This window comes from Bifidobacterium sp. W8103 (genome assembly GCF_016100775.1).
GTDB lineage: Bacteria > Actinomycetota > Actinomycetes > Actinomycetales > Bifidobacteriaceae > Bombiscardovia > Bombiscardovia choladohabitans.
In genome coordinates this window covers 941,817-968,061 of record NZ_JACFRV010000001.1, presented here as the reverse complement: position 1 = coordinate 968,061, position 26,245 = coordinate 941,817, and the positions used below count along the sequence as shown (strand labels likewise).

The following is a 26,245-nucleotide window of genomic DNA, read 5'->3' as shown; positions in this document are numbered from 1 at the left end:
TCTATGTATATTTATGCAATAATGATCTTCACACTCAAGCACATCCATTCACTCCAACCACATCACCCGGCCTATTCGATAGAATGAGTCCAGTTCATTCGTCGACAAGAAGGCTCCCATGAAAGTAGAAGTGAATTCATCCGCACTCTCGGATGCAGTGGCCTGGACCACGCGCATCATCCCCTCCCGACCGGCTTCACCGATTCTGGCGGGCATCAAGATGGAAGCCTCCGACGGAACTTTGAAGCTTTCTGCTTTCGATTACGAGGTTTCGGCAAGAAACCACATCGAGGCAGGGATCGATGAATCCGGAACGACATTGGTGCTGGGCAAACTGCTGGCGGATATCACCAAATCCCTGCCATCGGAGAAGACCTACCTGTCAACCGAGGGATCCAAGATGACCATAACCTCGGGCAAATCGACTTTTTCCCTGCAGCTGATGCCTGACAGTGAATATCCCGACCTCCCTGCCGTTCCCGAGCCCATGGGCCAGGTGGATGCTGAGACCTTTATCCAGTCCATCTCCCAGTCCATCGTCGCTGTTTCCAGGGAAGAGAGCCGTCCGGTCCTGACCAGCGTCAAGACCGAGATCACCGGGGACAAGGTGGTCATGACCGCCACCGACCGTTTCAGATTGTCCCGTTCGAGCTTCACCTGGACTCCTCGCGACGCCGACTTTTCCACCTCCATGCTGATCCGCGGCTCTCTGTTACGGGACATCGCCCGTTCCCTTGACGAGCACCAGAATGTGACCATGGATTACGAGGCCGACAACCCCACCATCATGGGCGTGGAAAACGCTGGCAAGATATCCACCACCCAGCTGATTGACGGGGAATTCCCGGCCGTGGATCGTCTCTTTTCGGACGAATACCCCATCCAGGCGGTCATCGCCCGGCAGGATCTGATTGATGCCATCAAGCGTGTGGCCCTGGTAGCCGAGCGCAACGCCCCCATCCGTATGGTCTTCTCCGGCAACGAGGTGACCCTGAGTGCAGGCACGGCCGACGAGGCACAGGCCCATGAGGTTCTGCAGGCGGATCTGGACGGTGAGGACATCACAGTGGCCTTCAACCCCAGCTATCTGATCGACGGGTTGGGCGCCATCGCTGAGCCCTTTGTCCGCATCAAGATGACCTCGGCAGTCAAGGCTGTGGAGTTCAACGGTCAGCAGGAGCAGGATTCCGAGGAGTCCATGGACTACCGTTACCTGCTGGTACCCATGCGTTTCAACAACTGACGCCGGGCAGGTTCGAGGAACAATCGCCGTGCACATCTCCCGTCTGGTTCTGGATCACTTCCGTTCCTGGGAGCACTGTGTCCTCGATCTGGAGCCCGGGGTGACCATTCTGGAGGGGCGCAATGGCCTGGGCAAGACCAACCTGGTCGAGGCCATCGAGGTCCTGTCCACCGGCGGTAGCCATAGGACTTCATCTTCCCTGCCACTGGTGGAGCGCGGGCAGTCCAAGGCCACCATCAGGGCCAGGCTGGAGCAGGATGGGGCCGCCACTGACTATGAGTTGACTATTGCCGCCAAGGGAGCCAATCGGGGAAGAATCAACGGTGGGCCTTCCCTCTATCAGCGTGACCTGGTGGGCCGGGTGCCCTGCGTGACCTTCAGCCCCGAAGATCAGCTGATGGTCTCCGGGGAGCCGGCAGCCAGGCGGACCGTGCTGGACCAGGCTGGCAGCCAGCTCGATGCTGACTACTTCCAGGTTCGGCAGGATTTTCGCCATGTGGCCAGACAGCGTGCCGCCCTGCTCAAGCAGCTCTCCCAGGCGGGCCATGACCTCTCCGGTGACGGGCGTGACGCCGCCCTGTCCGGCCTTGAGGTCTGGACCGGACAGTTCATTCGGACAGGTCTGGATCTGAGCCGACGACGAGCGGCTCTGGTAGAGGCACTGGGCCAGCCCTTCAGTGATTTATATGGTCGGCTGGCAGGTCCTGGTCAGGATGCTCGATTGACCTACCGGCCCTCCCTGGAGGAGATCGGACCTGACAGGCAGACCGGTCCCGAGGTCGCCGAGGCCGTCAGCCGCCACTTTCAGCGGATATACCCGGGAGAAGTGGCCCGGGGCACCAATCTGATCGGTCCCCAGCGTGACGATCTGACCTTCACCCTCAGTGGCATGCCTGCCAGGGAGTTCGCCTCCAATGGTGAGATGTGGACCCTGGCCCTGGCTCTGAGGCTGGCTCTGCTGCAGGTGGTCAAGGATCGTCGCTGCCTGGAGCCCATCGTCATTCTGGATGATGTCTTCGCCCAGTTGGATCGAGGCCGCAGGGATCAGATTCTGGACTTTTCCCGCCAGCAGGACCAGGTGCTGATCACCGTGGCCGCCGACAGCGATATTCCCTCCCTACAGGGAGCCAGGCTGGTGGATGTGTCCGGGCTGAAGCCTGTGCAGCCATCCGATCCGGCCGCCCAGGATCCGGCCATCGCCAGTGCCATGCAGGACCTGCGTCGAACCAGAGGGACGGCCAATGGCGACTCGGGTATGTCGGATGAGGCGGAGGGGAACGACCTGTCATGAAGGCGCCCATGGTTGAGACACTGCACCTGGATCAGCGTCGGCTGCCGGCCCTGGTCTTCGAGGGTTGCACCCGACGGGCCGCCACTCGTCGGCAGCGGGAGGACAATTCCCGCAAGGCCTGGTACGCATTTGGCAAGCCCGGCCGCGACCCAGCCAAACTTGGAGGCGTGGTGACCAGCCTGGCTGCCGGAAACGGGTGGACCAGCCATCTGAAGGTGGCCCGGCTGCGCAACCAGTGGGACAGTGTGGTGGGACCCGGCATCGCCGCCCATTCGAGGGTGGTTTCCTACCGGGATGGCGTGCTGATCATCCAGGCGCAGACCACGGTCTGGGCCACCCAGCTGACCTACCTGGTTCCCCAGCTCAAGGCGACCATTGTCAGGCGGCTGGGCATGCCGGTCAAGCAGATCCGGGTGACCGGCCCCCACAACTACAGCTTCCGCCGTTCACGGTTCGATCCGCCGGGCCGAGGCGTACGCGACACCTACGGGTGAACCCATAATCTGCGAATACCGTTTTGCCAGCTTTCTGTAAGCCTAAAGTCCCCTAGCGCTGGTAATCTATAGGTTATAGGGTCAAACGCTTCCAAGGCCCCTTTATGGACGATTTGGAACCTGGTGACCATGACTCGATCCCCCGCTCGACTACGAACGGAAGCCGCTTTGTCGTCAGTGGCCGACGATGGGGGTGCAGAAAGGACTATCCGTGGCAGAACTCAACACTGACCCGTCCAGGACCCCGCAAGAGGGTCGGGAGCATGAGGAGGACAAGCCTCAGGATGACGGTATGACGGGCCAGGATCAGCTGGACGACGCGCAGCTGGATGACTCGCTTTCCCCAGAGCATTATGACGCCAGCGATCTGAAGGTGCTGGAGGGGCTGGAGGCGGTCCGCGTCCGTCCCGGCATGTACATCGGCTCGACGGGCCCCAGGGGCCTGCATCACCTGGTCTACGAGATCGTCGACAACTCGGTCGACGAGGCCCTGGCCGGGTACGCCGACCATATTGAAGTCACCATCCTGCCCGACAACGGCATCCGCGTGGACGACAACGGCCGCGGCATCCCTGTGGACGAGGTGCCAGGCGAGGGCAAGAGCGGCGTCGAGGTGGTGATGACCAAGCTGCATGCCGGCGGAAAGTTCGGTGGCGGCGGCTACGCGGTCTCGGGCGGCCTGCACGGCGTGGGCATCTCCGTGGTCAACGCCCTGTCCACCCGGATCGATGTCCAGGTGCGTCGACAGGGTTACCACTGGCATCAGAACTTCCGCAACCAGAAGCCCACCGCTCCCCTGTCCATGGACCAGGCCATGGGGCCGGACGAGAGCACCGGCACCTCGGTGACCTTCTGGGCCGATCCCAAAATCTTCGAGACCACGGTCTATGACTTCGAGACCCTGCGCAGCCGCTTCCAGCAGATGGCCTTCCTCAACAAGGGCCTGCGGATCACCCTGACCGACCTGCGTCCCAATGACCAGGCCGGCGACGAGGTGGCGGGCGAGGAGCAGACCCCGGAGCAGAAGGGCCAGTCCGTCAGCTACCAGTATGCCAACGGCATCAAGGACTATGTGGACTACCTGGTCAAGGTTAGGAAGGCCACGCCTGTGGAGGCCGAGGTCATCGACTTCGAGGCCGAGGACTTGAAGCTGGGCATCTCAGCCGAAGTGGCCATGCAGTGGACCACTGCCTACTCGGAGTCGGTGCACACCTTCGCCAACACCATCGCGACCACCGAGGGCGGTACCCATGAAGAGGGGTTCCGAGCGGCCCTGACCAGCATGATCAACCGTTACGCCAGGGACAAGAACATCCTCAAGGACAAGGATGACAATCTCTCTGGCGACGACGTGCGCGAGGGGCTGACCGCCGTGGTCTCCGTCAAGCTGACCAACCCACAGTTTGAGGGCCAGACCAAGACCAAGCTGGGCAACTCCGAGGCCAAGACCTTCGTCCAGCGGGTCATGACCGAGAGGCTGAGCGACTGGTTCGACGCCCACCCAGGCGAGGCCAAAGCCATCATCCAGAAGGCCATGGAGGCCTCCCGGGCCAGGATCGCAGCCAAGAAGGCCCGCGAGAACACCCGTCGCAAGTCAATCTTCGAGACTGCCGGCATGCCCGACAAGCTCAAGGACTGCCAGTCCAGCGACCCCGAGGAGTGCGAGTTGTTCATCGTGGAGGGCGACTCCGCAGGTGGCTCGGCCATCCAGGGGCGCAACCCCATGACCCAGGCCATCCTGCCCCTGCGCGGCAAGATTCTCAACACGGAGCGGGCCAGTCTGGACCGCATGATGAAGTCCGACACCATTGAATCCCTGATCACGGCTGTGGGCGGCGGATACGGCGAGGACTTCAACATCGACAAGGTGCGCTACCACAAGGTCATCATCATGGCCGACGCCGATGTGGATGGCGCCCACATCGCCACCCTGAACCTGACCCTCTTCTTCCGCTACATGCGGCCCATGATCGAGGCCGGCTACGTCTACGTGGCCATGCCGCCGCTCTACCGGCTCAAGTGGACCAAGGGGCCCCACAGCTTCGTCTACACCGATGCCGAGCGCGACAGGGTCCTGGCCGAGGGCAAGGCCTCCGGCCGGCAGCTGCCCAAGGGCGAAGGCATCCAGCGCTACAAGGGTCTGGGCGAGATGAGCTATCAGGAGCTCTGGGAGACCACCATGGACCCGGAACACCGCATCCTCAAGAAGATCCGCATCGATGACGCCGAGCAGGCCGACGAAACCTTCACCATGCTCATGGGCGACGAGGTCGAACCCCGGCGTCTGTTCATCCAGCGCAACGCCCACGACGCCCGTTTCATCGACGCCTGAGACGGACGCCCTCCCCTTTTCACAATTTGAGCTAAGGATCGATTTTGGCAGACGATAACAACAACGACAACAGTCCGGACCAGGACGGCCTCAACCTGCCCGACGGGTCTCGCGAGCCGCTCAGCCCCCAGGAGATGGACAACACCGATTACGGCCTCCTCAAGGGCGAACGGATTCAGCCCATTGACCTCCAGCAGGAGATGCGGGAATCCTACCTGTCCTACGCCCTGTCCGTGATCGTGGAGCGGGCCCTGCCCGATGTCCGCGACGGCATGAAGCCGGTCCACCGCAGGGTCATCTACGCCATGTACGACGGTGGATACCGGCCCGATCGCGGCTACAACAAGTGCTCGCGCGTGGTGGGCGACGTCATGGGCAAGTACCACCCCCACGGCGATTCGGCCATCTACGACACCATCGTGCGTCTGGCCCAGTCCTGGTCCATGCGCTATCCGCTGGTGGACGGCCAGGGCAACTTCGGCTCTCCAGGCGACGACCCGGCGGCCGCCATGAGGTACACCGAGTGCCGCATGGCCCCCCTGGCCATGGAGATGGTGCGAGACATCGACAAGGACACGGTCGACTTCATCCCCAACTACGACGGCAAGACCCAGGAGCCCACGGTTCTGCCCTCCCGCTTCCCCAACCTGCTGGTCAACGGGTCGGCAGGCATCGCCGTGGGCATGGCCACCAACATCCCTCCGCACAACCTGCGTGAGGTGGCCAAGGGCGTGCACTGGGCCCTGGAGCATCCCGAGGCTTCCAAGGAGGAGTTGCTCAACGCCCTGATCGCCATCATCAAGGGGCCCGACTTCCCCACCGGCGCCACCATTCTGGGTCACAAGGGCATCGAGCAGGCCTACCGGACCGGACGCGGGCTGATCACCATGCGGGCAGTGGTTAACACCGAGGAGATCCGTGGGAGGATGTGCCTGGTGGTCACCGAGCTGCCCTACCAGGTCAACCCCGACCGGCTGGCCTCCTCCATCCGCGAGGCCGTGCGCGACGGCAAGATCCAGGGCATCGCCGATATGCGCGACGAGACCTCGGGCCGCACCGGCCAGCGTCTGGTCCTGGTGCTCAAGCGCGATGCCGTGCCCAAGGTGGTCCTCAACAACCTCTACAAGCACACCCAGCTTCAGCAGACCTTCGGGGCCAACATGCTGGCTCTGGTGGACGGGGTCCCCAGGACCCTGAGCCTGGACGCCTTCATCCGCCACTGGGTTGACCACCAGCTGGACGTGGTCGAGCGGCGCACCCGCTATCTGAAGCGTGAGGCCGAGGATCGAGACCACATCCTGCAGGGTTATCTGAAGGCTTTGGACATGATCGACCAGGTCATCGCCCTGATCCGCGCCTCCAAGGATGTGGAGACGGCCCGTACCGGTCTGATGGAGCTGCTGGACGTGGACGAGGTCCAGGCCGATGCCATCCTGGCCATGCAGCTGCGTCGTCTGGCAGCCCTGGAACGGCAGAAGATCCTGGACGAGCACGAGGATCTCATGCGCAAGATCGCCGACTACAACGACATCCTGGCCCATCCCGAGCGCCAGCGCACCATCGTGGGCGACGAGCTGGACGAGATCGTCGACAAGTACGGCGATGAACGTCGTACCCGGATCGTCCCCTACTCGGGCGAGATGAACGTGGAGGACCTGATTGCCGACGAGCAGGTGGTGGTCACCGTCACCCATTCCGGCTTCGTCAAGCGGACCAAGGCCGACGAGTACCGGGCCCAACACCGCGGCGGCAAGGGCATCCGCGGGGCCCGGCTGCGCGAGGACGACGTGGTGGACCACTTCTTCCTGACCAGTACCCACAATTGGCTGCTCTTCTTCACCAACAAGGGCCGGGTGTACCGGCTCAAGGCCTATGAACTGCCTGAGGGTTCCCGCGACTCCAAGGGGCAGCATGTAGCCAACCTGCTCCAGCTGGGCCCGGGCGAGCGGATTGAACAGGTCCTTTCCCTGCACGGCTACGACGATGCCGACTATCTGGTTCTGGCCACCCGAACCGGACGAGTCAAGAAGACCCGCCTGGCTGAGTATGATTCGCCCCGCCAGGGTGGTCTGATCGCCGTGCGGCTGATGGAGCTGGGTACCGTTACCGACGAGGAGGGACAGGAGGTGCCCCAGAGCGACGAGCTGGTGGGTGCCGCCCTCTGCAATGCCGATGACGAGATCATTCTGGTTTCCCGCAAGGGCATGAGTGTGCGCTTCCCGGCCGATGACTCCACCCTGAGGCCCATGGGTCGGCAGACCGCCGGCGTCCAGGGCATGCGGTTCCGCCCCGGTGATGAGTTGCTGAGCATGGACGTGATCGCCAGTGAGTCCGAGGATGACCTGCTGGTGGTCACCGACGAGGGCTTTGCCAAGCGAACCGCCCTGAGCGAGTACCGCCTGCAGGGCCGCAACGGCTATGGCGTCAAGGCCATCGCCATGGTGGAGGGCCGGGGATCCCTGGTCGGCGCCCTGGTGGTGAACGAGGACGACCAGATCATGGCCATCATGAAGTCCGGCAAGGTCATCCGTTCCGACGTGGCCGAGGTTAAGCGGACCGGTCGCAACACCCAGGGGGTCACACTGGCCAAACCGGACAAGGGCGACGAGATTCTTTCCATCGCCCGTAATGCCGAACGTGACGACCAGGAAGGGGACGCCGGTCAGAGTGACCTGGCTACTGCCGCTCCCCTGGCAGCCAAGGATCAGCCCATCGCCACCACCGGAACCGGAGACGGCCAGAGCCTGACCCAGGAGGACTGAGTTGGTCCGCTACCAGTCTGACAAGACTGGTAGCCTCATAAGAAGTCATGCAGGCCCAGCGGCGGTATGCGCGGGCCATTGAACGCAAGGATCAAGGAGTGCCGATGAGCCAGGATGATCAGGAGCAGGTCAAGGCCGGCAAGCAGGGTGCTGGTAAGTCCCAAAAGGGGAAGACCAAGGCTGATGAATCCGCACAGGGCGAGTCCCGTCGGTCATCATCGGTCACTCCCCCGGCTCCTGCAGCCGGCAGGACGGCATCGGGACGTTCAGCAAGAACCACAGCCTCGGCTACCGGTCCGGTCAAGGTATCCTCATCCCGTCCTGTCCGGCCTGTGGCTTCGGCTTCGGCGGCGCGTCCTCACGTGCCTCGGGCCCGGCGCATGCAGCTGTCCATGACCCGGTTGGAGCCCTGGTCGGTGGCCAAGGTCACCTTCCTGCTGGCCATCGCCGGGGGCATCATACAAGTGGTGGCCGCTGCCCTGCTCTGGTTCCTGCTCAACGCTATGGGGCTCTTCGACAACCTGACCCAGGTCATTTCCAAGACAGGTCTGGACGCGGGTGGTTTCGATCTGGGCCAGGTGCTGAGTCTGGGGACGGTCCTGAGTTCGGTGACCATCTTCTCCATTTTCGAGATTGTCATAGTAGTGGTTCTGGTCACCATTTTCGCCTTCCTGTACAACCTGGTCAGCTCCCTGGTGGGCGGCATCCACGTGACCTTGGGCGACGACTGAACACCTGCTCGGAGCAGTCAATCGGCCGATAGACCCGGGAGCGTTTTAGACTGGAATTATGCTCTCGACGTACTTGGACTATTTCAGCGGCTCCTTCGGCATATCTCTGGTCTTTTGGCCCCTTGCCTCGCTGATTCTGACCCTGCCCATCCTTGCCCTGATTTACAACCGCTACCACCGGCTGCGGCTGACCGCAGCCATGGCGGCCTACCTGACCGTCTTATACCTGCTGGCCTTGGTCTTCTTCACCCTCTGGCCCATGCCCGACGATCGTGCCGCCTTCTGTGCCACCCATCATCTGACTCCCCAGCTCAACCCCCTGCAGTTCCTAACCGACCTGAGCACAGGCGGACGGATGGCCATGCTGCAGATCCTGCTCAATGTGGCCTTCTTCCTGCCCCTGGGCTTTATTATGGGGCGGGTCTTCCGCTGGCGCTTCATCCTGGCCCTGCCGGTCGCCATCCTGGTCTCCCTCTTCATTGAGACGGCCCAGCTGACCGGGGTCTTCGGCATCGTGGGCTGCGCCTATCGCCTCTTCGACGTAGACGACCTGATCTGGAATACCTCAGGCGCCATAATCGGCTACCTGGTGGCCATGGCGGCCAACAAACTCGTTCCCACCCGTCAGGCTGACGCCGCCCAGCTGGTCACCAACCCCGGGTTCATACACCGTGCCGTCTCCCTGGCTCTGGATCTGCTCCTGGCCACCATCCTGTCCATGTCTCTGGGGATGGGCGTGACCTATGCGGTCCATCGCTTGGGCACCTATCAGCTGGATGGCCACTACCGCTTTGGCGGGCTGCTGATCGCCACATCCGCTCTGGATGTGTTCGGGACCGTGGTGGATCTGGCCATGCTGCTGATTTTCGAACTGCTTATCCCCCTGCCCCGCCGGGGACGGACGCTGGGTGCCACCTTCACCCACATGACTATCGAGACCAAGCAACGGCATGGCTGGTCCCGCTTCTTCTTCTATCTGTTCCGGACCGCAATCATCCTGGCCGTTTTCGGCCCCTGGACCGGCAACGTTCAGATTGCAACGCGTATCCTGGCCCTGCTCCTGCTGGTCTTCTATCTGATCAAGCGGCAGATGCCCTACGACCTCCTGCCCGGGACAGCCTACCGGGAGGAGGACACAGGTGCAGAGGAATCCGCCGACGACCGGCGGGGGTGAAACCTGACCTCGGACAGGATGATGGCGGCGAAGATAATGGCGAAGCCCAGCAGATGGGTGGCCGTCAGCTCCTCGTGCAGGACCAGGACCGAGACCAGCATGCCAAACAGGCTCTCCGAGCACAGGATCAGCGAACCCTGGGCGGCGGGGACCCTGGAGAAGGCGATGTTCTGGAAGTTCTGGGCCATCAGGGTCGAGATCAGCGTCAGATAAATCATGGAGCCCAGGGTTGAGGGCGTGAAGTCGGCCGCAGTGGGGAAGGAATCGAAGATCAGCGCACAGACCAGGAAGAGGATGCCGCCGAAGAGCAGCTCCAGGTAGGTAAGCGTGGGCGCATCGAACTTCTTGGTCAGGAAGCCGGTGATGACCAGGTTGACCCCGTAGAGTAGGGCACCGGCCAGGGTCAGCAGGTCGCCGGTGCTCAAGGACAGCCCCTGTCCCCCGCCTTGGGCCGGCAGCGAGATCAGAGCCACGCCCAGGATGCAGATGGCGGCAGCGACGAAGTGGCGCAGGGCCGGCCGTCGACGGGCCATGATCCAGACCAGGAAGGGTACAAAGATGCAGTAGGTGGCCGTCAGGAAGGAGTTGCGGCCCGGAGCAATGGTGGTCAGTCCCATCATCTGCAGGCTGAAGGCCGCCCAGTAGCTGACCCCAAGAATCAGTCCCGGCACCAGGGTGTGTATGGCCCCGGTCCTGCGCAGCCGAGGCAACAGAAAAGGCGTCATGATGACGATGGCGCACAGGATTCGAATGCCCATCAGCCAGCGCACGGTCAGGGTCTCCATGGCAACCTTTTCGAAGGTGTATCCGGCTCCCCAGGCGGCCGCGGCCATCAGCAGCATCAGGCGGGCCAGCCAGGTGGAGGGTTTCCAGGACGAAGAGGGTGCGGAGGTAGACATGTTTCGACTCTAACCGTTCCCGTCCACAAGTGAGAATTGATTCGCAAGACATGTATACATCCGACTATCGAGTCCTATGCCGACTTGTTCCACCAAGGCGTCCTATACTGCGAATGTGGCGTCTGGACTGAGCAGTTCCAGTGTCAAGTCTGTGCACATAGGCGTGCAGACCGATTGATTGCAAAAGGAAAGAGAGAGAGTAGTTCAAACTATGTTTGCTTTTCTCAAACCAGCCCCTCCTGCCAAGGTGAAGGTTCCCGAAAAGAAGATTCCTGCGACTTATCGTTCCTATCGCATACGGGTATTCTTCAGCATCTACCTAGGATATGCAGGGTACTACATCATCCGCTCCAACTTCTCTGTGGCCTCCCCCTACCTTAAGCGCAACTATGGCTTCACGACAGCGGACATCGGATTGATTACGCTCTGCCTGGCCGTCTCCTACGGCATCAGCAAGTTCGTCATGGGCATGCTATCCGACAAATCCAACCCTCGCTACTACATCGCCACCGGACTGGTCCTGTCTGCCCTGCTCAACCTGATCTTCGGGGCCACGGCTAGCAAGGGGGTCATGATGGTGCTCATGGTCCTGCTGGGTATTTTCCAGGGCATGGGGGCGCCTGCCGCGCACAAGTCGCTGTCCAACTGGTGGGCTGAGAAAGAGCGCGGTTCCTTCGTGTCCATGTGGAACACCTCCCACAATCTGGGCTCGGGCACTGTGGCGCCTATTGTGGGCGTAGCCCTGGCCGCCTTCGGGCCTCACATGTGGAAGAGCATCTTCTTCGTCCCCTCGATCATCTCGCTTATTATGGCCCTGCTGGTTGTGCTGCTGGGAGCCGATACCCCCGAGTCGGTAGGCCTGCCGCCCATCCAGGAGTACAAGGCCGAGGAATATGAGGACGAGAATATTGATGCCGCCAAGCTTCAGACCCATTCCGACCTGTCCATTGTGCAGATTTTCCTACGGTATGTGGCCTCCAACCCCTACATTTGGGTCCTGGCCTTGTCCAATGCCTTCGTTTACATTCTGCGCTATGGCGTGCTCAACTGGATTCCCATCTACCTGAACGAAGCCAAAGGGTTCTCCCTTGCTCAGGCGCGCTCCAGCTTCGCGCTCTTCGAGTATGCGGCCATCCCGGGGACCATCCTGATCGGCTGGATGAGCGACCACTTTTTCCACGGCAAGCGCGCCGGCATGGCCGCAGGTCTGATGGCCCTGTTGGGGGTCGTCTTCCTGGGCTACTGGGCTTCCAGTGACCTTTGGGCTATTGACCTGGAGATAGCCCTGATGGGCATCTTCGTCTACGGACCGCAGATGCTGATCGCCGCTCTGACCATCGATCTGGCGCCGCGTTTTGCCATTGGCAGTACTACCGGGTTTGTAGGCCTGTTCGGCTACATATTCGGCGAAGCCACTGCCTCCTACGGGATCGGTGCGCTCGTGGGCAAATCGGGTTGGAACGTGGGCTTTGGCATTATTGCCGTATCTGCCCTGCTGGGAATCATCTGCTTCCTGATTCTGACCCGGGCCGAGCGCTACAAGACCGCACGGGTGGTTGAGACTCACTGAGTCCGAGTTCGGCTTCGGGAAAGCGGAGTCTGCCATGCGGACATCTCCGATATCATGGAAGAACGGTGATAACGGCGGCCTTGGGTCTTCGGCCGCCGGGGTAAGGAGTGTGCGCCAGGATGATCAGAATCGCAGTGGTGGATGATGATTCCATCAGCTGCCGGACCATGGTCAATTACCTGAGCCGCTACCGCAAGGAACGCCAGGAAGAGCTGTCGGTCAGCGTCTTCACCGATGGCAAGGCCTTTGCGGACGGCTATCGACCCGTGTATGACATCCTTCTTCTGGACATTCAGATGATCCCCATGGACGGGATTGAAGTGGCCCGCAGAGTGCGCGCCCGTGATGAGTCGGTGGTCATCGTCTTCATCACCTCCGCCCCCCAGTACGCCATCAACGGCTATGAGGTGGGCGCACTCTCCTACCTGCTCAAGCCCCTGCCCTGGTTCGCCTTCTCCCAGGAGCTGGACCGGTCCATCGCCCAGGTGCGCGGCCGCGTGGACCTGTCCATCCTGATTACCGAGGGAGCACGATCCACCCGGATTCCCCTCAAGGACATCGTCTTCATCGAATCCGTCCGTCACAGCAGCGTCATCCATACCTTGGGCTCCTCGCTGACCACGAACAGCACCTTGAAGAGTCTGGAGGGCCAGCTGGACCAGCGGGGATTCTTCCGATCCAACTCCTGCTACCTGGTCAATCTGGCCCATGTGACGGGCATGGAGGACCAGGACTGCATTATGTCCACCGGTCAGCGGCTGCGGGTCAGCCGACCCCGCAAGAAATCCTTTATGACGGCTCTAACCGCCTACGTGGCAGGTCGGCCATGACCACCACCCACATCCTCAACGCCCTGCCCGACATACCCCGGCTCTATACGGCCATCAGCGAATGGCTGGGTTGCCTGGTCTATCTGTTGGCCATCGGGCCGAGAATCTCCCGCCTTCGGATGGCGGCGGTCCTTCTGCCTGGTCTGGCCGTGCTGGTTGTCGTTCAATACTGGGCCGGCACCCTCCCTATCGCCTTCTGGATCATCAGCATGTGCCTGGCCGTGGCCTGCATGTATGCCATCATCATGCTGGCTTCAGGGTTGGGCGCGTTGGATGGGGCTTATCTACTGGCCCGTGCCTTCGTCCTGGCTGAACTGGTTGCCTCCCTGCACTGGCAGCTGGACTCTTTCATGCGGCCTGCCAGCCACAGCCTGTACGACCCGGCCTCCCTGATCCTGTTGGTGCTGATCTATGGTGGCGTAGGGCTGCTGGCCTGGGTGGCGGAGCGGCGCAACTTCGCCGATGCACAGCCTTCGGTGCCTGGACGCAGCGTCTTCATGGCCGCGGTCATTGCGGTGGTCACCTTCGCCATGTCCAATCTGAGCTTCGTCTCCACCAACACCCCCTTCTCGGGTCGGGTCGGCCTGGAGATTTTCTACATCCGCACCCTTGTGGACCTGTGTGGGTTCGCCATGCTCTACGCCCAGCAGGAGCAGCTGCGGGAGAGCCATGCCAGCGCCGAGCTGGCCTCAATCAACGCCCGGGCCTACAGCCAGCATCGGGAGTATATGCGCTCCAAGGAGAATCTGGAGGCCATGGGCAGGCTTGCCCACGACCTCAAGCATCAGATTGCCGCCCTGCGTTCGCAGATGGACCCTGAGCGCAAGTCCCAGGACTTCGAGGAGCTGGAGGCTGCGGTCGGGCGGTACGGGTCGCAGCAGCATACCGGCAACCCCATCCTTGATGTGGTCATGTCGACCAAGGAGCGCATCTGCTCGGAAGAGGGGATCACCCTGACCATGGTGGCCGACGGCTCGCTCTTGGAGGGGATGTCGCCCATGGATGTCTCCACCCTCTTCGGCAACGCCTTGGACAATGCCATCGAGGCTTTGAGGAAGGTCAAGGAGCCCGACCGCCGCCTAATCAAAGTGGCCCTGTACGCCCGAGGACAATTCGTGGTGATTCGCATCGAAAACTATTTCGCCTCGCATCTTAATTGGAAGGACAATGGCGAACTGGCGACCACCAAGACCAGGACCGACGATGGCCTGCATGGGTACGGGGTCAAGTCCATCCGGCACATAGCCCATCGCTACCAGGGCGAGATAACCCTGCGCACAGAGCATCACTGGTTCAGCCTCTGCGTGCTCCTGCCGAGGGAGGGCAATCAATTGAAACCCATGGCGGCCTCGGCGACCTTGTAACCCAGACGGATGGCCAGGCGGCCCGGCCTGCCCGGCATGTTGATTATCCGGCAGAGCAGGGTGGATCGCACGTCGGAGGCGATGATGGGGGAGCGGTGCTCCAGCCTTCGCCAAAGCATGTCCTTGTTCCGGTAGTTGCTGGGTTTGCGGGAGAGGATCAGGAAGACCGAGGTCACCACGCAGTTGATGGACAGATAGTGGATCATATAACGATAAAGTCCACGGGGAACCGTCCCCGGGTCAGGCGTGGAATCCGCCATGAGCCCGTTGACCAGCAATAGTTGTGAAACCCGGGCGATCATGATCGAGGTCTGCACCGACTGGCCTTGGCGTCCAGTGTGGTAGCGATAGAAATCAGTATCCAGGTAGAGCAGGGTGTGCACCCAGGGCAGTGGCTGATAGGAGTAGATGAAGTCCACGTAGTAGGTGTGCTCGGGCAGGCGGGTATGGGCCTGACGAAGCACCTCGGTGCGCAGGATCAGGGCGTGCATGATCATGTACTGGGCCAGCCCGAACCGCCGCAGGTGGTTCCAGTCCAGCATCCGTCCCGGGTCCATGACGCTGCGGAAGTTGATGACCCGCTTATGCTTGCGGCCTTCCTTTTCGTAGACATAGTTGGTGACCACCATGTCCACCGGATCCGTACGTCGCGACTGGTCGCGCAGCTGATCCAGAACCAGGCCCAGGGAGGTCGGGTCCACCCAGTCGTCGGCATCGACCACCTTGACATAGCGGCCCCTGGCAGCTGCCAGACCCGTGTTGACCGCGCCGCCGTGGCCCTTGTTGGTCTGGCTGATCAGGCGGACAATGTGCGGGTGACGTTCCCGGTATGACCGCACCACCTGTGCTGTGTCATCGGTGGAACCGTCATCGACCACGATGACCTCCAGATCGTCCCCCTCCCGGCTTAGAAGCGAATCCAGGCAGGTCGGCAGATGCCGGGCCATGTTATAGGCAGGGACGATGAAGGTGAGAACGAGCGGGCTCGTGGGGGCCGGACGGTCAGCTGTCATGAACGATCACTTCGCAAAAGAATGGGTCGGCGGGTATATCGGCGGCCGTTGTATGCGACCACTGTACATGATGGGTTTGAGGAAAAGGCCCCGCCCCTCTGGATGCCGATGCATGCCGGTTCATTGACAGCCGGGGGAGTGGGGGCGGAATTTTACTGGGCGCTCGTCTCGGATTCGGTGGGCTCCTGACGGAAGATGACCTTGAAGATGGGGAAGAAGACCCAGAAGGAGATGGCCGAGTTGATGATCATGGTGACCAGATCAGCAATGGTGGTCCCCAGGCCGCCCCAGTTCAGGGTGTGCTGGAAGAAGCCGTAGATGGGGTCCTTGTACCAGCCCTGCAGCGCCGCCGCGATGATGGTGATGATCACATAGGCCACCAGGTACCAGAAGGCCGCCTTCCAGACCGAGGAGTTGGACTTGAAGGTGATGTTGCGCTGGAGGAAGAAGTTGATGACCTGGGCGATCAGCAGGGTGATCTCCACCGCGAGGAAGTAGGCCAGGCCGCCCCCGCCGCCGTGGCCGATGGATCCGGCCGCGTAGTCAAACAGGTAGTAGGGCTTGCCGCCGACGGTCCCCATGCGCCAGATCTGGAAGTTGGTGCCGACCAGGGAGGTGCCGTTGAAGATGGCCTTGAGCACGGGCATGAGCACCAGCTGCAGGACGGTGACCCCGTTGGACAGGATGAAGAAGACGATGAACTGGGCCAGGGTGGTGTGCCGGTCGCTGAACCGCCGCCACCAGCGGACGATCGCCCACTGTGAGGTCGTCGTCGCCTTCCCCTGGGCCGGCTGTCCGGCCTGCTGGCTGTGCTGATCACTCATGATTGAGCTCCTTTCCGGTCTTGCGGTTGGCGGACATGTTCCTGAAGAATCCGGCGATGAATCCGCCCAGCCCCCGCCATAGGTGGCCATTGGGGATGCGCACGATGGCCTCGACCATGGCCGTGTCGATCAGCCCGTTGGTCATCTTGGCCATGGCCCTGGGGGGCATGTTGAGCAGGAAGAGGGTGTTCAGGTCGGGGTTGCCGGTCTTGGCCTCGTGGCGGCTCTCGCTCTTGGCCAGGAAGTTGGCCACGAACCTGGCCAGGGCGCTTCTGGAGTCCTTCCAGGATGAGAGCGGATCGTTGACGCCGAAGGTGCTGACGGCGCCCTGTCGGACCACCGGGTGGCCGAAGAGTGCTGTCACAGCGGCATCGTCGACCTCCTTGACCCGGCCGGTCAGATAGGCGCCGAGGGCAGGGTCGGGACTCTGCGGGTCGACGGTGCCCTGGACTCTCAGATGCCCGCTCAGCTCCATCTTGCGCGCGTCGGACCCGATCATGATGGTCCAGTCGCCGGACTCGACCTGCCAGGAGTTGCTGACCGTATCAAAGTGTCGGAAGGTCATCTGGTCGAAGTCGATGCGGACCTGGGTTGACTGGCCGGCCTCCAGGCTGACCTTCTTGAAGCCCTTCAGTTCGCGGACTGGTCTGAGTACGCCTCCCCTGGGCGCCTGGACGTAGAGCTGGGGAACGGTGGCCCCCTGCCTGTCCGAGTCGTTGGTCAGGGTGAAGGTGACTCCCTTATCGTCCACGGACAGATCGGCGTAGGCGAAATGTGCATAAGACAGGCCATAGCCGAAGGGGAAGCGTTCTTCCACGTCGGCGGTCAGGTAGTAGCGGTAGCCGACGAAGGGCCCCTCCCGGTAGATGGACTCGTGCGCGGGGTCGGGGTACCAGTCGGCGCTGGGGCAGTCGGCATAGGACTTGGGCCAGGTTTCGGCCAGGTGGCCGGAGGGGTTGACCCGGCCGGTCAGGATGTTCAGGGTGGCTGAGGCTCCAGCCTGCCCGGACAGTCCTATATAGAGAACGGCATCGCACTGGTCAATCCAGTCGGTGGTGACGGGGGAGCCCGCCACCAGGACGACCACCAGGGGCTTGTCCGTCGCACCAAGGGCCTTGATCAGGTCGACCTGGTTGCTGGGAATATCCATGTGGGAACGGTCCAGACCCTCGGATTCACTGCGCTCATCCAGGCCCACGCAGGCGACGATCACGTCGGCCTGGCCAGCCGCAGCCACGGCCTGGTCGATCAAAGACCGGTTCTTCTCGCCATGGCGTTCGTATCCCTGGCTGTAGGAGGCCAGCTCCAGGCCGTCGCCGTTGCCCTGCCTGAGCAGGTCCAGCATGCTCTCCTGCTTGGCTGCATTGACCTTTGAGGATCCGGATCCTTGGAACCTGGCGGTTTTGGCCATATCCCCGACCAGGGCGACCCGGGTGCCGACGGCCAGTGGCAGGCGTCCCTCCCGGTTGACCAGAAGGACGGCGGATCCCTCGGCGATGCTCCTAGCCACCTGATGGTGGTCCCGTATCTGATCCGCGGTCAGGTTCCCATCAGGATCCATGTCAGAGTGGTAGGTCAGCTTGGCCAGCCGTGCCACCTCTTCGGCCCGGGCATTCAGGTCGGCTTCCGCCAGGCGGCCCTCCTGCACGGCCTTGGCAACCTGTCGCACGGAGTCATAACCGGCCTGGGGCATCTCCAGGGAGGAACCATTGGCGGCTGCTGCAACTGCACTGTTGGAGCCGCCCCAATCCGAGACCACCATGCCGTCGAACCCCCACTCCTTGCGCAGGATGTCCTTGAGCAGGTGGGGATTCTCGTTGGCATAGGTGCCGTTGACCATGTTGTATGAGGTCATGATGGCCCAGGGGTGGGCCTGGCACACGGCGATCTCGAATCCGGTCAGATAGAGCTCGCGCATGGTGCGCTCGTCCACCACGGAGTCGGATGCCTGACGGCGCAGCTCCTGGCTGTTCATGGCGAAGTGCTTGGGGGTGGCGGCCACGCCCTGGGACTGGATGCCTTCAATCAGGCCTGCAGCCATACGACCGGCCACCTGGGGGTCTTCGGAATAGTATTCAAAGTTTCTGCCGCACAGGGGGTTGCGCTTGATGTTCATGCCAGGACCCAGAACCATGTTGACGCCCAGACTTCTGGCTTCGCTGCCCAGCGCTTGGCCCATGGTCTTGGCCAGCTCCGGGTCCCATGAGCAGGCCACGGTGCCGGCTGTGGGGAAGCAGGTAGCGGGCTTGGATTTGCCCATGCCTAGGTTGTCCCCTGATCCGGTCTGGCGGCGCAGACCGTGCGGGCCGTCGCTTAGGACCATGCTCGGGATGCCCGCCCTCTTCAAGGCTCGGGTCGCCCAGGTGGATTTTCCGGAGAGCAGCGATGCCCGTTCCAGAACTGTCAGATCCTTGACTTCCATAGTGTTCCCTCTCCACGACTCCTTCGGTGGTTAACCGGCCAGTCTCCCAGAGAGGTCAAGACCCGTGTCGAAATTCTCTTCAGGCTCAGAAAACACCGAAGTTTTCTGGTAAAGGCTCGGTTCTGCTTCGTTTGTATTATCGGTGTTTACACCTCCCTGTGCAGCACTTTGAGACCAACCTGTTCGATTGGGCGCATAAATGGTTGTCGGCAGCGCCTTCTCTGATATGAAATGCTGTTCTCTTGGAAAAGTTCCTTCAGCTATTTTTACTAGTTTTGAGAGGGACGTATGCATACGATCCTGGACACTGCTTGAATAGGGGAGTTTCGGGCTTGAGCAAACCATTTGCATGCAACTATTGACTAGGGTTAAGCAAGAACGCGAGTCGTCCATGTCATCCGGGAATGCTTCGCTTTTGGAGTCTATCCCTATATGAGTTTTGATTGTTTACAGTGTGGCTCATTACAAGCTCTAAGACCGAAATATTTGTTTTCGTGCCTAACTGTAAAAGCTTGCTGCGAGAAGCTACTACACCAGCAGAATCGTTATGCGAATCCTCTATAGATGCCAGCAGATTAGGGTGTCAAAGCGACAGGTTGTGCTTTTCCCGAAGATTGCTGGAAAAGTGATGGATATTCTGACCGTGTTCGAAACAACTGAGATGTTAGGGAACGTACAGGGCGATTCCTCATCGCTGATGACCGTCGTCGGTGCTTTCCCCAAGTGTCAATGAAGAGACTGCAAGGAGAAATCGTGGAATCGGAAAAACCGAAGAAACTAAAGATGAGCGGACGGACGTTCAAGCGGATATGGATCACCGTTATCGTGGTCATCCTGGCTCTGGCTGTGGCTTTGACCGTGGCTGGCAATTCTTTTGCCAGTGTGCTTGACAGTTACCTGGGTGGGGGCCACGTGGTCGTTAAGAAAGCCCCGGGAACTTCAGCCTGGAACACCACTTACAACGCCAAGGCCACCAATTCTATGCAGGAGGCCAAGACGAAAAGCGATGCCGTCTCCCATAGGGTAACCGATGAGGGCATCGTCATGTTGAAGAATGACGGTGTACTCCCTTTGAAGGAGCAAAGTATAGTTTCGCCCTTCGGAGCGGGATATATGGACCCAGCCTATTCCGGTAGTGGAGCAGCGGCTACGACGGACAAGGAGATGATTACCTCCGAGCAGGGGCTCAAGCATTATTTCAAAGTAAATAATGCAACAGTCCAAGCCATGAAGGGAGCTAAGACTTCGTCGCCAGGTGCTGCGCCAGGCACCAAGGCACTGAATGCGGACAAGAACTCGGTCCAAGCCATCATGGACAAGGGGAAGTCAGCTCATATCGATGAGTATGATCCCAGCATCTATACGCCACTTGCTGACAAGGTCAAGGACACAACGGGCATAGTTTTCATCAAGCGTTCAGGTTCCGAAGGAATCGACAAGCGCACGCAGGGGTATGACGATGGAACTCCACATTATCTGGCTTTGACTGCAGCGGAGAAGAACACAATCAAGTTTGCCAAGGATCACTGCGCATCGGTGATTGTGGTGCTCAACAGTGCGAATCCTATGGAGCTGACCCCAATTATGGGTGGAGAATTTGAGGCTGATGCCATTGTATGGACCGGCACCACTGGCTCTCGCGGGTTTGAATCACTTGGCAGGATACTGAGCGGAAAGGTTAATCCTTCCGGTCGCTTGACAGATACCTATCCGACCGATTTCACCAAGGACCCAACTTTTGCCAATTTTGGTGAATACCACTACACCAACACCAAGGTCAAAGATCAATCAGTCTTGGGCGATTTCATGCCTGGAGCTAACCGCGGCACCATCGATCGTCCTTATGTCGAATATGAAGAAGGTATATACGTTGGCTATCGCTATTATGAGACGGCCAGTGTCGAAGATCCTGATTTCATCTATGGCAGGCTGAATAAGAACGGCGGCATCGTCCAACCTGGCGCTGTGGCCTATCCTTTCGGCTACGGAATGAGCTACACCTCTTTTGACCGGAAACTCAAGGATGTTCAGGTGTCCGGCGGGAAGGTGGAAGCCACCGTCGAAGTAAAGAATACCGGCAAGGTCGCTGGCAAGGATACCGTCCAGCTGTACTACACAGCTCCCTACACCGACTATGACAGGAGCAATCATGTGGAGAAGTCTGCCACCGAACTGGGCGCCTTCGCCAAAACCAAGCTTCTACAGCCTGGTGCTGGGCAGGAGATCAAACTGAAGTTCTCCGAGGACGATATGGCTTCCTACGACTACCACCATAGGAATCATGACGGTTCCACCGGTGCCTATCTTCTGGAGGCCGGGAATTACATGCTGCAACTCAAGAACAATTCCCATGATGTCCTGGACACCTACCAGTTCACTGTTGCCAATACCCAGTTCTATGAAGGCAACAATCCACGGCAGTCTGACAAGGATGCACAATCCAAGCTCAACGACAAGGGTGAACCGACAGGCAAACCTGAACAGAAGGCCGGTTTCAAGGCGCCCAGCAACCATTTCCAGACCATGAACGCCTATATGGATGAACAGGGCGTCACCCAGCTTTCACGTAGCAACTGGAAGGGAACCTTCCCAACAGCCCCAGAGGGACGTAAGGGTGTGGCTCCACAGGTTGCTCTGGATGAATTCTCTTGGTTTGACAAGTTCGACCCTGATACCGATAAGGTTCTAGGCAATGACAAGGCCAGCAAGGTCTACCAAGACAAGGAGCCTAAATCCAAAGCCAAGCATGATCTGGCTCTGATCGACCTGCGTGGCGAGGATTACAACAGCAAGAAGTGGGACCAGTTGCTGGATCAGATTGATTGGCAGGGTGATAAGAAGAGCATCACTGAGGTTCTTTTCAAGGCCGCCTACCAAACCGCTGCGATTCCGTCCATCGACAAGCCTGCAACTGTGGATAAGGACGGTGCCATGGGATGGAGTATCAAGGGCGCCTCATCCTGGGCAGGCGCCAATGTCATAGCCTCCACTTGGAACGTAAATCTTCTGAAGGAGATGGGTGAGGCCCTGGGTGAGGAGGGTCTGCAGTCTGGTCTGAACGCTTGGTATGCTCCTGGAGTCAATACTCACCGGTCTCCTTTCAGCGGTCGTGTCTACGAGTACTACTCTGAAGATGGCCTCCTGTCCGGGAAGCTGGCTGCGGCCTCGATAAGCGGTGCTGGAAATAAGGGCATCTTCAGCTATTTGAAGCATTTTGCGCTCAACGAGCAGGAGACCTTCCGCGATATGTACCTGGCTACTTGGGCTAATGAACAAGCAGTGCGCGAGATCTACTTGAAGCCTTTTGAAATTGCCGTCAAGGAGGCTAGGAGCACTGAAAAGTACATTGGTGACAGCAAAGGGACGATGACAACCAAGGTCATTCGTTCGGCTACGGGCATCATGTCTTCCCAGAACAGCATTGGAGGTGTGATCGGGTTTGCGCATCGTGGTCTGCTAACCGATGTACTCCGTGGCGAGTGGGGCTTCCAAGGCGCAGTAATCACGGATCTTTATCCAACTAAGCAGCATCAGCTGCGCGATATGACTCTTCGCGCAGGCAACGATCTCTTCATGAACCAGATGGAGAACGCGGCAAAGGATTACGACAGCCCGACCGCTCGTATGGCTATGAGGAAAGCCCTGCACAACATTGGCTACGCCACAGTGAACTCGAACGCCATGAATGGCATCACTCCAAGGTCACGGCTGGGATATTCCATGAGTCCTTGGAAGAAACTGCTCTACGGAATTGATGTGGCTATCGTAGTTGTGGCAGCTCTCATCGTTTTCTGGATTGTGCGGCGAGGACTTGACGAAAAGGCCAACCCAGACCGTTACAAGAAGCCAAAGAGCCGTAAAAAGGTCAAGGCGTAATGGTGTAAGGGCTCAGGATTCAAGGATCCACATCTGATCAATCATTGGATTCAAGCCCAATTGGGGCAACCGTGATTCAACGGTTGCCCCAGTTTTATGTTTGGCGGCCCATGATGCTGACCGTAAAGTCAGGGGGAGGGGGGATGTACTTTCCAAGAATCATGCGGTTTCAATAGGTGAGGCCTGTCAAATGTTGGAAGGTTCGTGGAGATCTTCTTGATGCCGTCGACACCCGGCACGTTCCAAAGAAAAGAGTGTTTAAAGCGGACTTGGTGGGCGCCATAAAACTGTTATTTTGGCGCTGCGATCGGTTCCCTGACGGGTATTATGGGACTAACCAGGATTACTCTCTTGCTCGTTTTGTTGTTCGAATGAGAGATTCTTGAGGTCCGTTTCCCGATAGAATTCTGTTATGGCCCAAGGCAAATTCTGTGTTCAGCCTCAGTGTTCTACTCATTCACGTTTGTATTGGATGTGGATTAGAGGTACGCGTCTGGTCTTCTCGATGAATCCGGCCCCTCGCCGTGCCCCTATTATCCTTTACCTCCATGGTGGTCCGGGCGATGCCTGTATTCCGCTGACCATGCGCTACAACGCGGCCTTGGAGCGCGATTTCCGCTTCATCAACCTGGACCAGCGGGGCAGCGGGCTGTCTTACCATCCTTTTGCGCCTGACGAGGTGGTGACCATCGATTCGATGGTTGAAGATGTTCACCGGTTTGTGCTAAAGCTTCTTCGAGCCTGCGGACAGGATTCCCTTATCCTCGTCGGTCATTCCTGGGGCAGCGTCCTGGGGCTGGAGATGGTGAAGCGGTATCCCTCTCTTATTCGCTGCTACATCGGCCTTGGACAGGTCGTCAGCATGCGGGCCGCTCTTCATTTAAGACGGCATTGGGGGCAACAGAGCTTGGGCTCCCGGCTCGGTTCGATCGTCAGCAGAGAGAGCGGTGCTGCCGACATGGTGCTGATGATTGATGAGCTGCTTTCTCGTGGTGGGGCTGCCATGCTGTTCGGATCCCTGGGACGGATGATGACCTACCTGCGCTCGCCCTACTACAACTGGTCGCGTCTTCTCAACCATGCCAAGGGGGTGTCTCAATCCCGCGCCCGCTTGGATGCTGAGCTGGAGCAGGTCGATTTCAGCGGGCAGACCTCCTTCGGGGCGCCGGTATATTTCATCAGCGGCAAGTATGACCGTCATCTGCCGGGCAGTCTGGTTGAGCGGTTCGCAGATGGGTTGAAGAGCCCGCATCGGTTTATCCGTTTTGATCGGTCAGGGCACTGCCCGCAGTGGGATGAGCCAGAACGGTTCGTGGCAACGGTTAAAGCCATCTGCCTGTAGCGCATGTTCAATGAAGAAACAGCTACCTCACCGTTCGGGCTCATCCGCATGGTGGAAATACATCCTGCAAGGGGCTGAATCTACTAATATGAGTCATTGAAGATATTGGTTTGAGCCTCGCTGAAGAGTGCGCGGGGTTCCTGGATGGACGAAGGTCGATGAAACGGGGACTATGTCGATGAAAATCGACACGCCGTAGAATCACCGGAATCATTGGGATCCTCCGATATTTTTCTATGCCAATTTGCGGGATAACCCAAGTTCGTGTAAGTTTACTTCTTGCTGCCCGGCAGTGATGAGAACTCTTCGGAGGGCTTGGAGCTGTTGGTGTGGTGGTGGTTTGAGAACTCAAGAGCGTGTTTGTGCTACTTATAGCTTTTTGATTGCCAGTCCGATGCCCGCCCGACTGTTGTCGGGTACGTGGGAGCGTTGTGAGGGGTGTCGGGGTTTTTCGTGGGTTGGTTTCCTCCTTATGGAAGCCGGCCCGTCAATTATTGATGTGAGTCGTTTCGGCTTCTTCATGATGTTTTTTTGTGGAGGGTTTGATTCTGGCTCAGGATGAACGCTGGCGGCGTGCTTAACACATGCAAGTCGAACGGGATCCGGGCAGCTTGCTGCCTGGTGAGAGTGGCGAACGGGTGAGTAATGCGTGACCAACCTGCCCCATGCTTCGGAATAGCTCCTGGAAACGGGTGGTAATGCCGGATGCTCCGCACTGTCGCATGATGGTGTGGGAAAGGGTTTACCGGCATGGGATGGGGTCGCGTCCTATCAGCTTGTTGGCGGGGTGATGGCCTGCCAAGGCTTCGACGGGTAGCCGGCCTGAGAGGGCGACCGGCCACATTGGGACTGAGATACGGCCCAGACTCCTACGGGAGGCAGCAGTGGGGAATATTGCACAATGGGCGAAAGCCTGATGCAGCGACGCCGCGTGCGGGATGACGGCCTTCGGGTTGTAAACCGCTTTTGATTGGGAGCAAGCGAGAGTGAGTGTACCTTTCGAATAAGCACCGGCTAACTACGTGCCAGCAGCCGCGGTAATACGTAGGGTGCAAGCGTTATCCGGATTTATTGGGCGTAAAGAGCTCGTAGGCGGTTCGTCGCGTCTGGTGTGAAAGTCCATCGCTTAACGGTGGATCGGCGCCGGGTACGGGCGGACTGGAGTGCGGTAGGGGAGACTGGAATTCCCGGTGTAACGGTGGAATGTGTAGATATCGGGAAGAACACCGATGGCGAAGGCAGGTCTCTGGGCCGTCACTGACGCTGAGGAGCGAAAGCGTGGGGAGCGAACAGGATTAGATACCCTGGTAGTCCACGCCGTAAACGGTGGATGCTGGATGTGGGGCCCGTTCCACGGGTTCCGTGTCGGAGCTAACGCGTTAAGCATCCCGCCTGGGGAGTACGGCCGCAAGGCTAAAACTCAAAGAAATTGACGGGGGCCCGCACAAGCGGCGGAGCATGCGGATTAATTCGATGCAACGCGAAGAACCTTACCTGGGCTTGACATGTGCCGGACGGCCGCGGAGACGTGGCTTCCCTTCGGGGCCGGTTCACAGGTGGTGCATGGTCGTCGTCAGCTCGTGTCGTGAGATGTTGGGTCAAGTCCCGCAACGAGCGCAACCCTCGCCTCGTGTTGCCAGCGGGTCGTGCCGGGAACTCACGGGGGACCGCCGGGGTTAACCCGGAGGAAGGTGGGGATGACGTCAGATCATCATGCCCCTTACGTCCAGGGCTTCACGCATGCTACAATGGCCGGTACAACGGGATGCGACATGGTGACATGGAGCGGATCCCTGAAAACCGGTCTCAGTTCGGATCGGAGCCTGCAACCCGGCTCCGTGAAGGCGGAGTCGCTAGTAATCGCGGATCAGCAACGCCGCGGTGAATGCGTTCCCGGGCCTTGTACACACCGCCCGTCAAGTCATGAAAGTGGGCAGCACCCGAAGCCGGTGGCCCAACCCTTTTGGGGGGGAGCCGTCTAAGGTGAGGTCCGCGATTGGGACTAAGTCGTAACAAGGTAGCCGTACCGGAAGGTGCGGCTGGATCACCTCCTTTCTACGGAGATTATGGAAATCCCC

The 26,245-nt window shown here is 59.7% G+C and carries 16 protein-coding genes and 1 rRNA gene; 13 read left to right on the top strand and 4 right to left on the bottom strand.

Features of this window, described 5'->3' with window-relative positions; genetic code table 11:
* The first annotated feature begins 118 nt into the window (after positions 1–118).
* The 7 genes from dnaN to H3U90_RS03595 all read left to right on the top strand — a co-directional run bounded on the left by dnaN (position 119) and on the right by H3U90_RS03595 (position 10,027).
* Complete coding sequence (dnaN, locus tag H3U90_RS03625; RefSeq protein WP_198177080.1) at positions 119–1,243, top strand: DNA polymerase III subunit beta; 1,125 nt, start codon at positions 119–121, stop codon at positions 1,241–1,243.
* A gap of 28 nt (positions 1,244–1,271) precedes the next feature.
* Positions 1,272–2,534 carry a DNA replication/repair protein RecF gene (gene recF / locus H3U90_RS03620; RefSeq protein ID WP_198177079.1) on the top strand — a complete coding sequence of 421 codons (1,263 nt, stop codon included), beginning with the start codon at positions 1,272–1,274 and terminating at the stop codon, positions 2,532–2,534.
* Positions 2,531–3,028, top strand: coding sequence for a DUF721 domain-containing protein (locus H3U90_RS03615; protein WP_198177078.1), 498 nt, complete (start codon positions 2,531–2,533; stop codon positions 3,026–3,028). The genes recF and H3U90_RS03615 overlap by 4 nt, the downstream gene beginning before the upstream one ends.
* A 292-nt stretch (positions 3,029–3,320) precedes the next feature.
* Positions 3,321–5,360, top strand: coding sequence for a DNA topoisomerase (ATP-hydrolyzing) subunit B (gene gyrB, locus H3U90_RS03610; RefSeq protein ID WP_232340603.1), 2,040 nt, complete (start codon positions 3,321–3,323; stop codon positions 5,358–5,360).
* A 134-nt stretch (positions 5,361–5,494) separates the two neighbouring features.
* Positions 5,495–8,122, top strand: coding sequence for a DNA gyrase subunit A (gene gyrA, locus H3U90_RS03605; RefSeq protein ID WP_415873754.1), 2,628 nt, complete (start codon positions 5,495–5,497; stop codon positions 8,120–8,122).
* Positions 8,123–8,226: 104 nt separating this feature from the next.
* Complete coding sequence (locus H3U90_RS03600) at positions 8,227–8,853, top strand: DUF3566 domain-containing protein (protein WP_198177075.1); 627 nt, start codon at positions 8,227–8,229, stop codon at positions 8,851–8,853.
* Between the two features lie 58 nt (positions 8,854–8,911).
* Positions 8,912–10,027: a VanZ family protein gene (locus H3U90_RS03595; RefSeq protein WP_198177074.1), complete on the top strand. Its 1,116-nt coding sequence runs from the start codon at positions 8,912–8,914 to the stop codon at positions 10,025–10,027.
* Here H3U90_RS03595 and H3U90_RS03590 read toward each other — a convergent pair.
* The gene (locus H3U90_RS03590; protein ID WP_198177073.1) at positions 9,973–10,926 is read right to left on the bottom strand and encodes a DMT family transporter; all 954 of its coding nucleotides are present in this window, start codon (positions 10,924–10,926) and stop codon (positions 9,973–9,975) included. The genes H3U90_RS03595 and H3U90_RS03590 overlap by 55 nt on opposite strands.
* A 247-nt stretch (positions 10,927–11,173) precedes the next feature.
* Between H3U90_RS03590 and H3U90_RS03585 the strand changes: the two genes are divergently transcribed.
* From H3U90_RS03585 to H3U90_RS03575, 3 genes are all read left to right on the top strand, one after another.
* Positions 11,174–12,496, top strand: a complete 1,323-nt coding sequence (locus H3U90_RS03585; protein ID WP_198177072.1) for an MFS transporter — start codon at positions 11,174–11,176, stop codon at positions 12,494–12,496.
* A 119-nt stretch (positions 12,497–12,615) separates the two neighbouring features.
* A complete protein-coding gene (locus H3U90_RS03580; RefSeq protein WP_198177071.1) occupies positions 12,616–13,326 on the top strand; it encodes a LytR/AlgR family response regulator transcription factor in 711 nt (236 codons plus the stop codon).
* A complete protein-coding gene (locus tag H3U90_RS03575; RefSeq protein WP_198177070.1) occupies positions 13,323–14,690 on the top strand; it encodes a sensor histidine kinase in 1,368 nt (455 codons plus the stop codon). The genes H3U90_RS03580 and H3U90_RS03575 overlap by 4 nt, the downstream gene beginning before the upstream one ends.
* Here the strand turns inward: H3U90_RS03575 and H3U90_RS03570 are convergent.
* From H3U90_RS03570 to H3U90_RS03560, 3 genes are all read right to left on the bottom strand, one after another.
* Entirely contained in the window at positions 14,654–15,703 is a 1,050-nt protein-coding gene (locus H3U90_RS03570) for a glycosyltransferase family 2 protein (RefSeq protein ID WP_198177069.1), read from the bottom strand. The genes H3U90_RS03575 and H3U90_RS03570 overlap by 37 nt on opposite strands.
* A 152-nt stretch (positions 15,704–15,855) precedes the next feature.
* Positions 15,856–16,527 (bottom strand): hypothetical protein, encoded by a 672-nt coding sequence (locus H3U90_RS03565; protein WP_198177068.1) that lies wholly within the window; start codon positions 16,525–16,527, stop codon positions 15,856–15,858.
* Complete coding sequence (locus tag H3U90_RS03560) at positions 16,520–18,949, bottom strand: glycoside hydrolase family 3 C-terminal domain-containing protein (RefSeq protein WP_198177067.1); 2,430 nt, start codon at positions 18,947–18,949, stop codon at positions 16,520–16,522. The genes H3U90_RS03565 and H3U90_RS03560 overlap by 8 nt, the downstream gene beginning before the upstream one ends.
* 753 nt (positions 18,950–19,702) lie before the next feature.
* Here H3U90_RS03560 and H3U90_RS03555 point away from each other — a divergent pair.
* From H3U90_RS03555 to H3U90_RS03545, 3 genes are all read left to right on the top strand, one after another.
* Entirely contained in the window at positions 19,703–22,825 is a 3,123-nt protein-coding gene (locus H3U90_RS03555) for a glycoside hydrolase family 3 C-terminal domain-containing protein (protein WP_198177066.1), read from the top strand.
* A gap of 412 nt (positions 22,826–23,237) precedes the next feature.
* The gene (locus tag H3U90_RS03550; RefSeq protein ID WP_198177065.1) at positions 23,238–24,167 is read left to right on the top strand and encodes an alpha/beta fold hydrolase; all 930 of its coding nucleotides are present in this window, start codon (positions 23,238–23,240) and stop codon (positions 24,165–24,167) included.
* 530 nt (positions 24,168–24,697) lie between these two features.
* Positions 24,698–26,222, top strand: a 16S ribosomal RNA gene (locus H3U90_RS03545).
* Positions 26,223–26,245 lie beyond the last annotated feature (23 nt).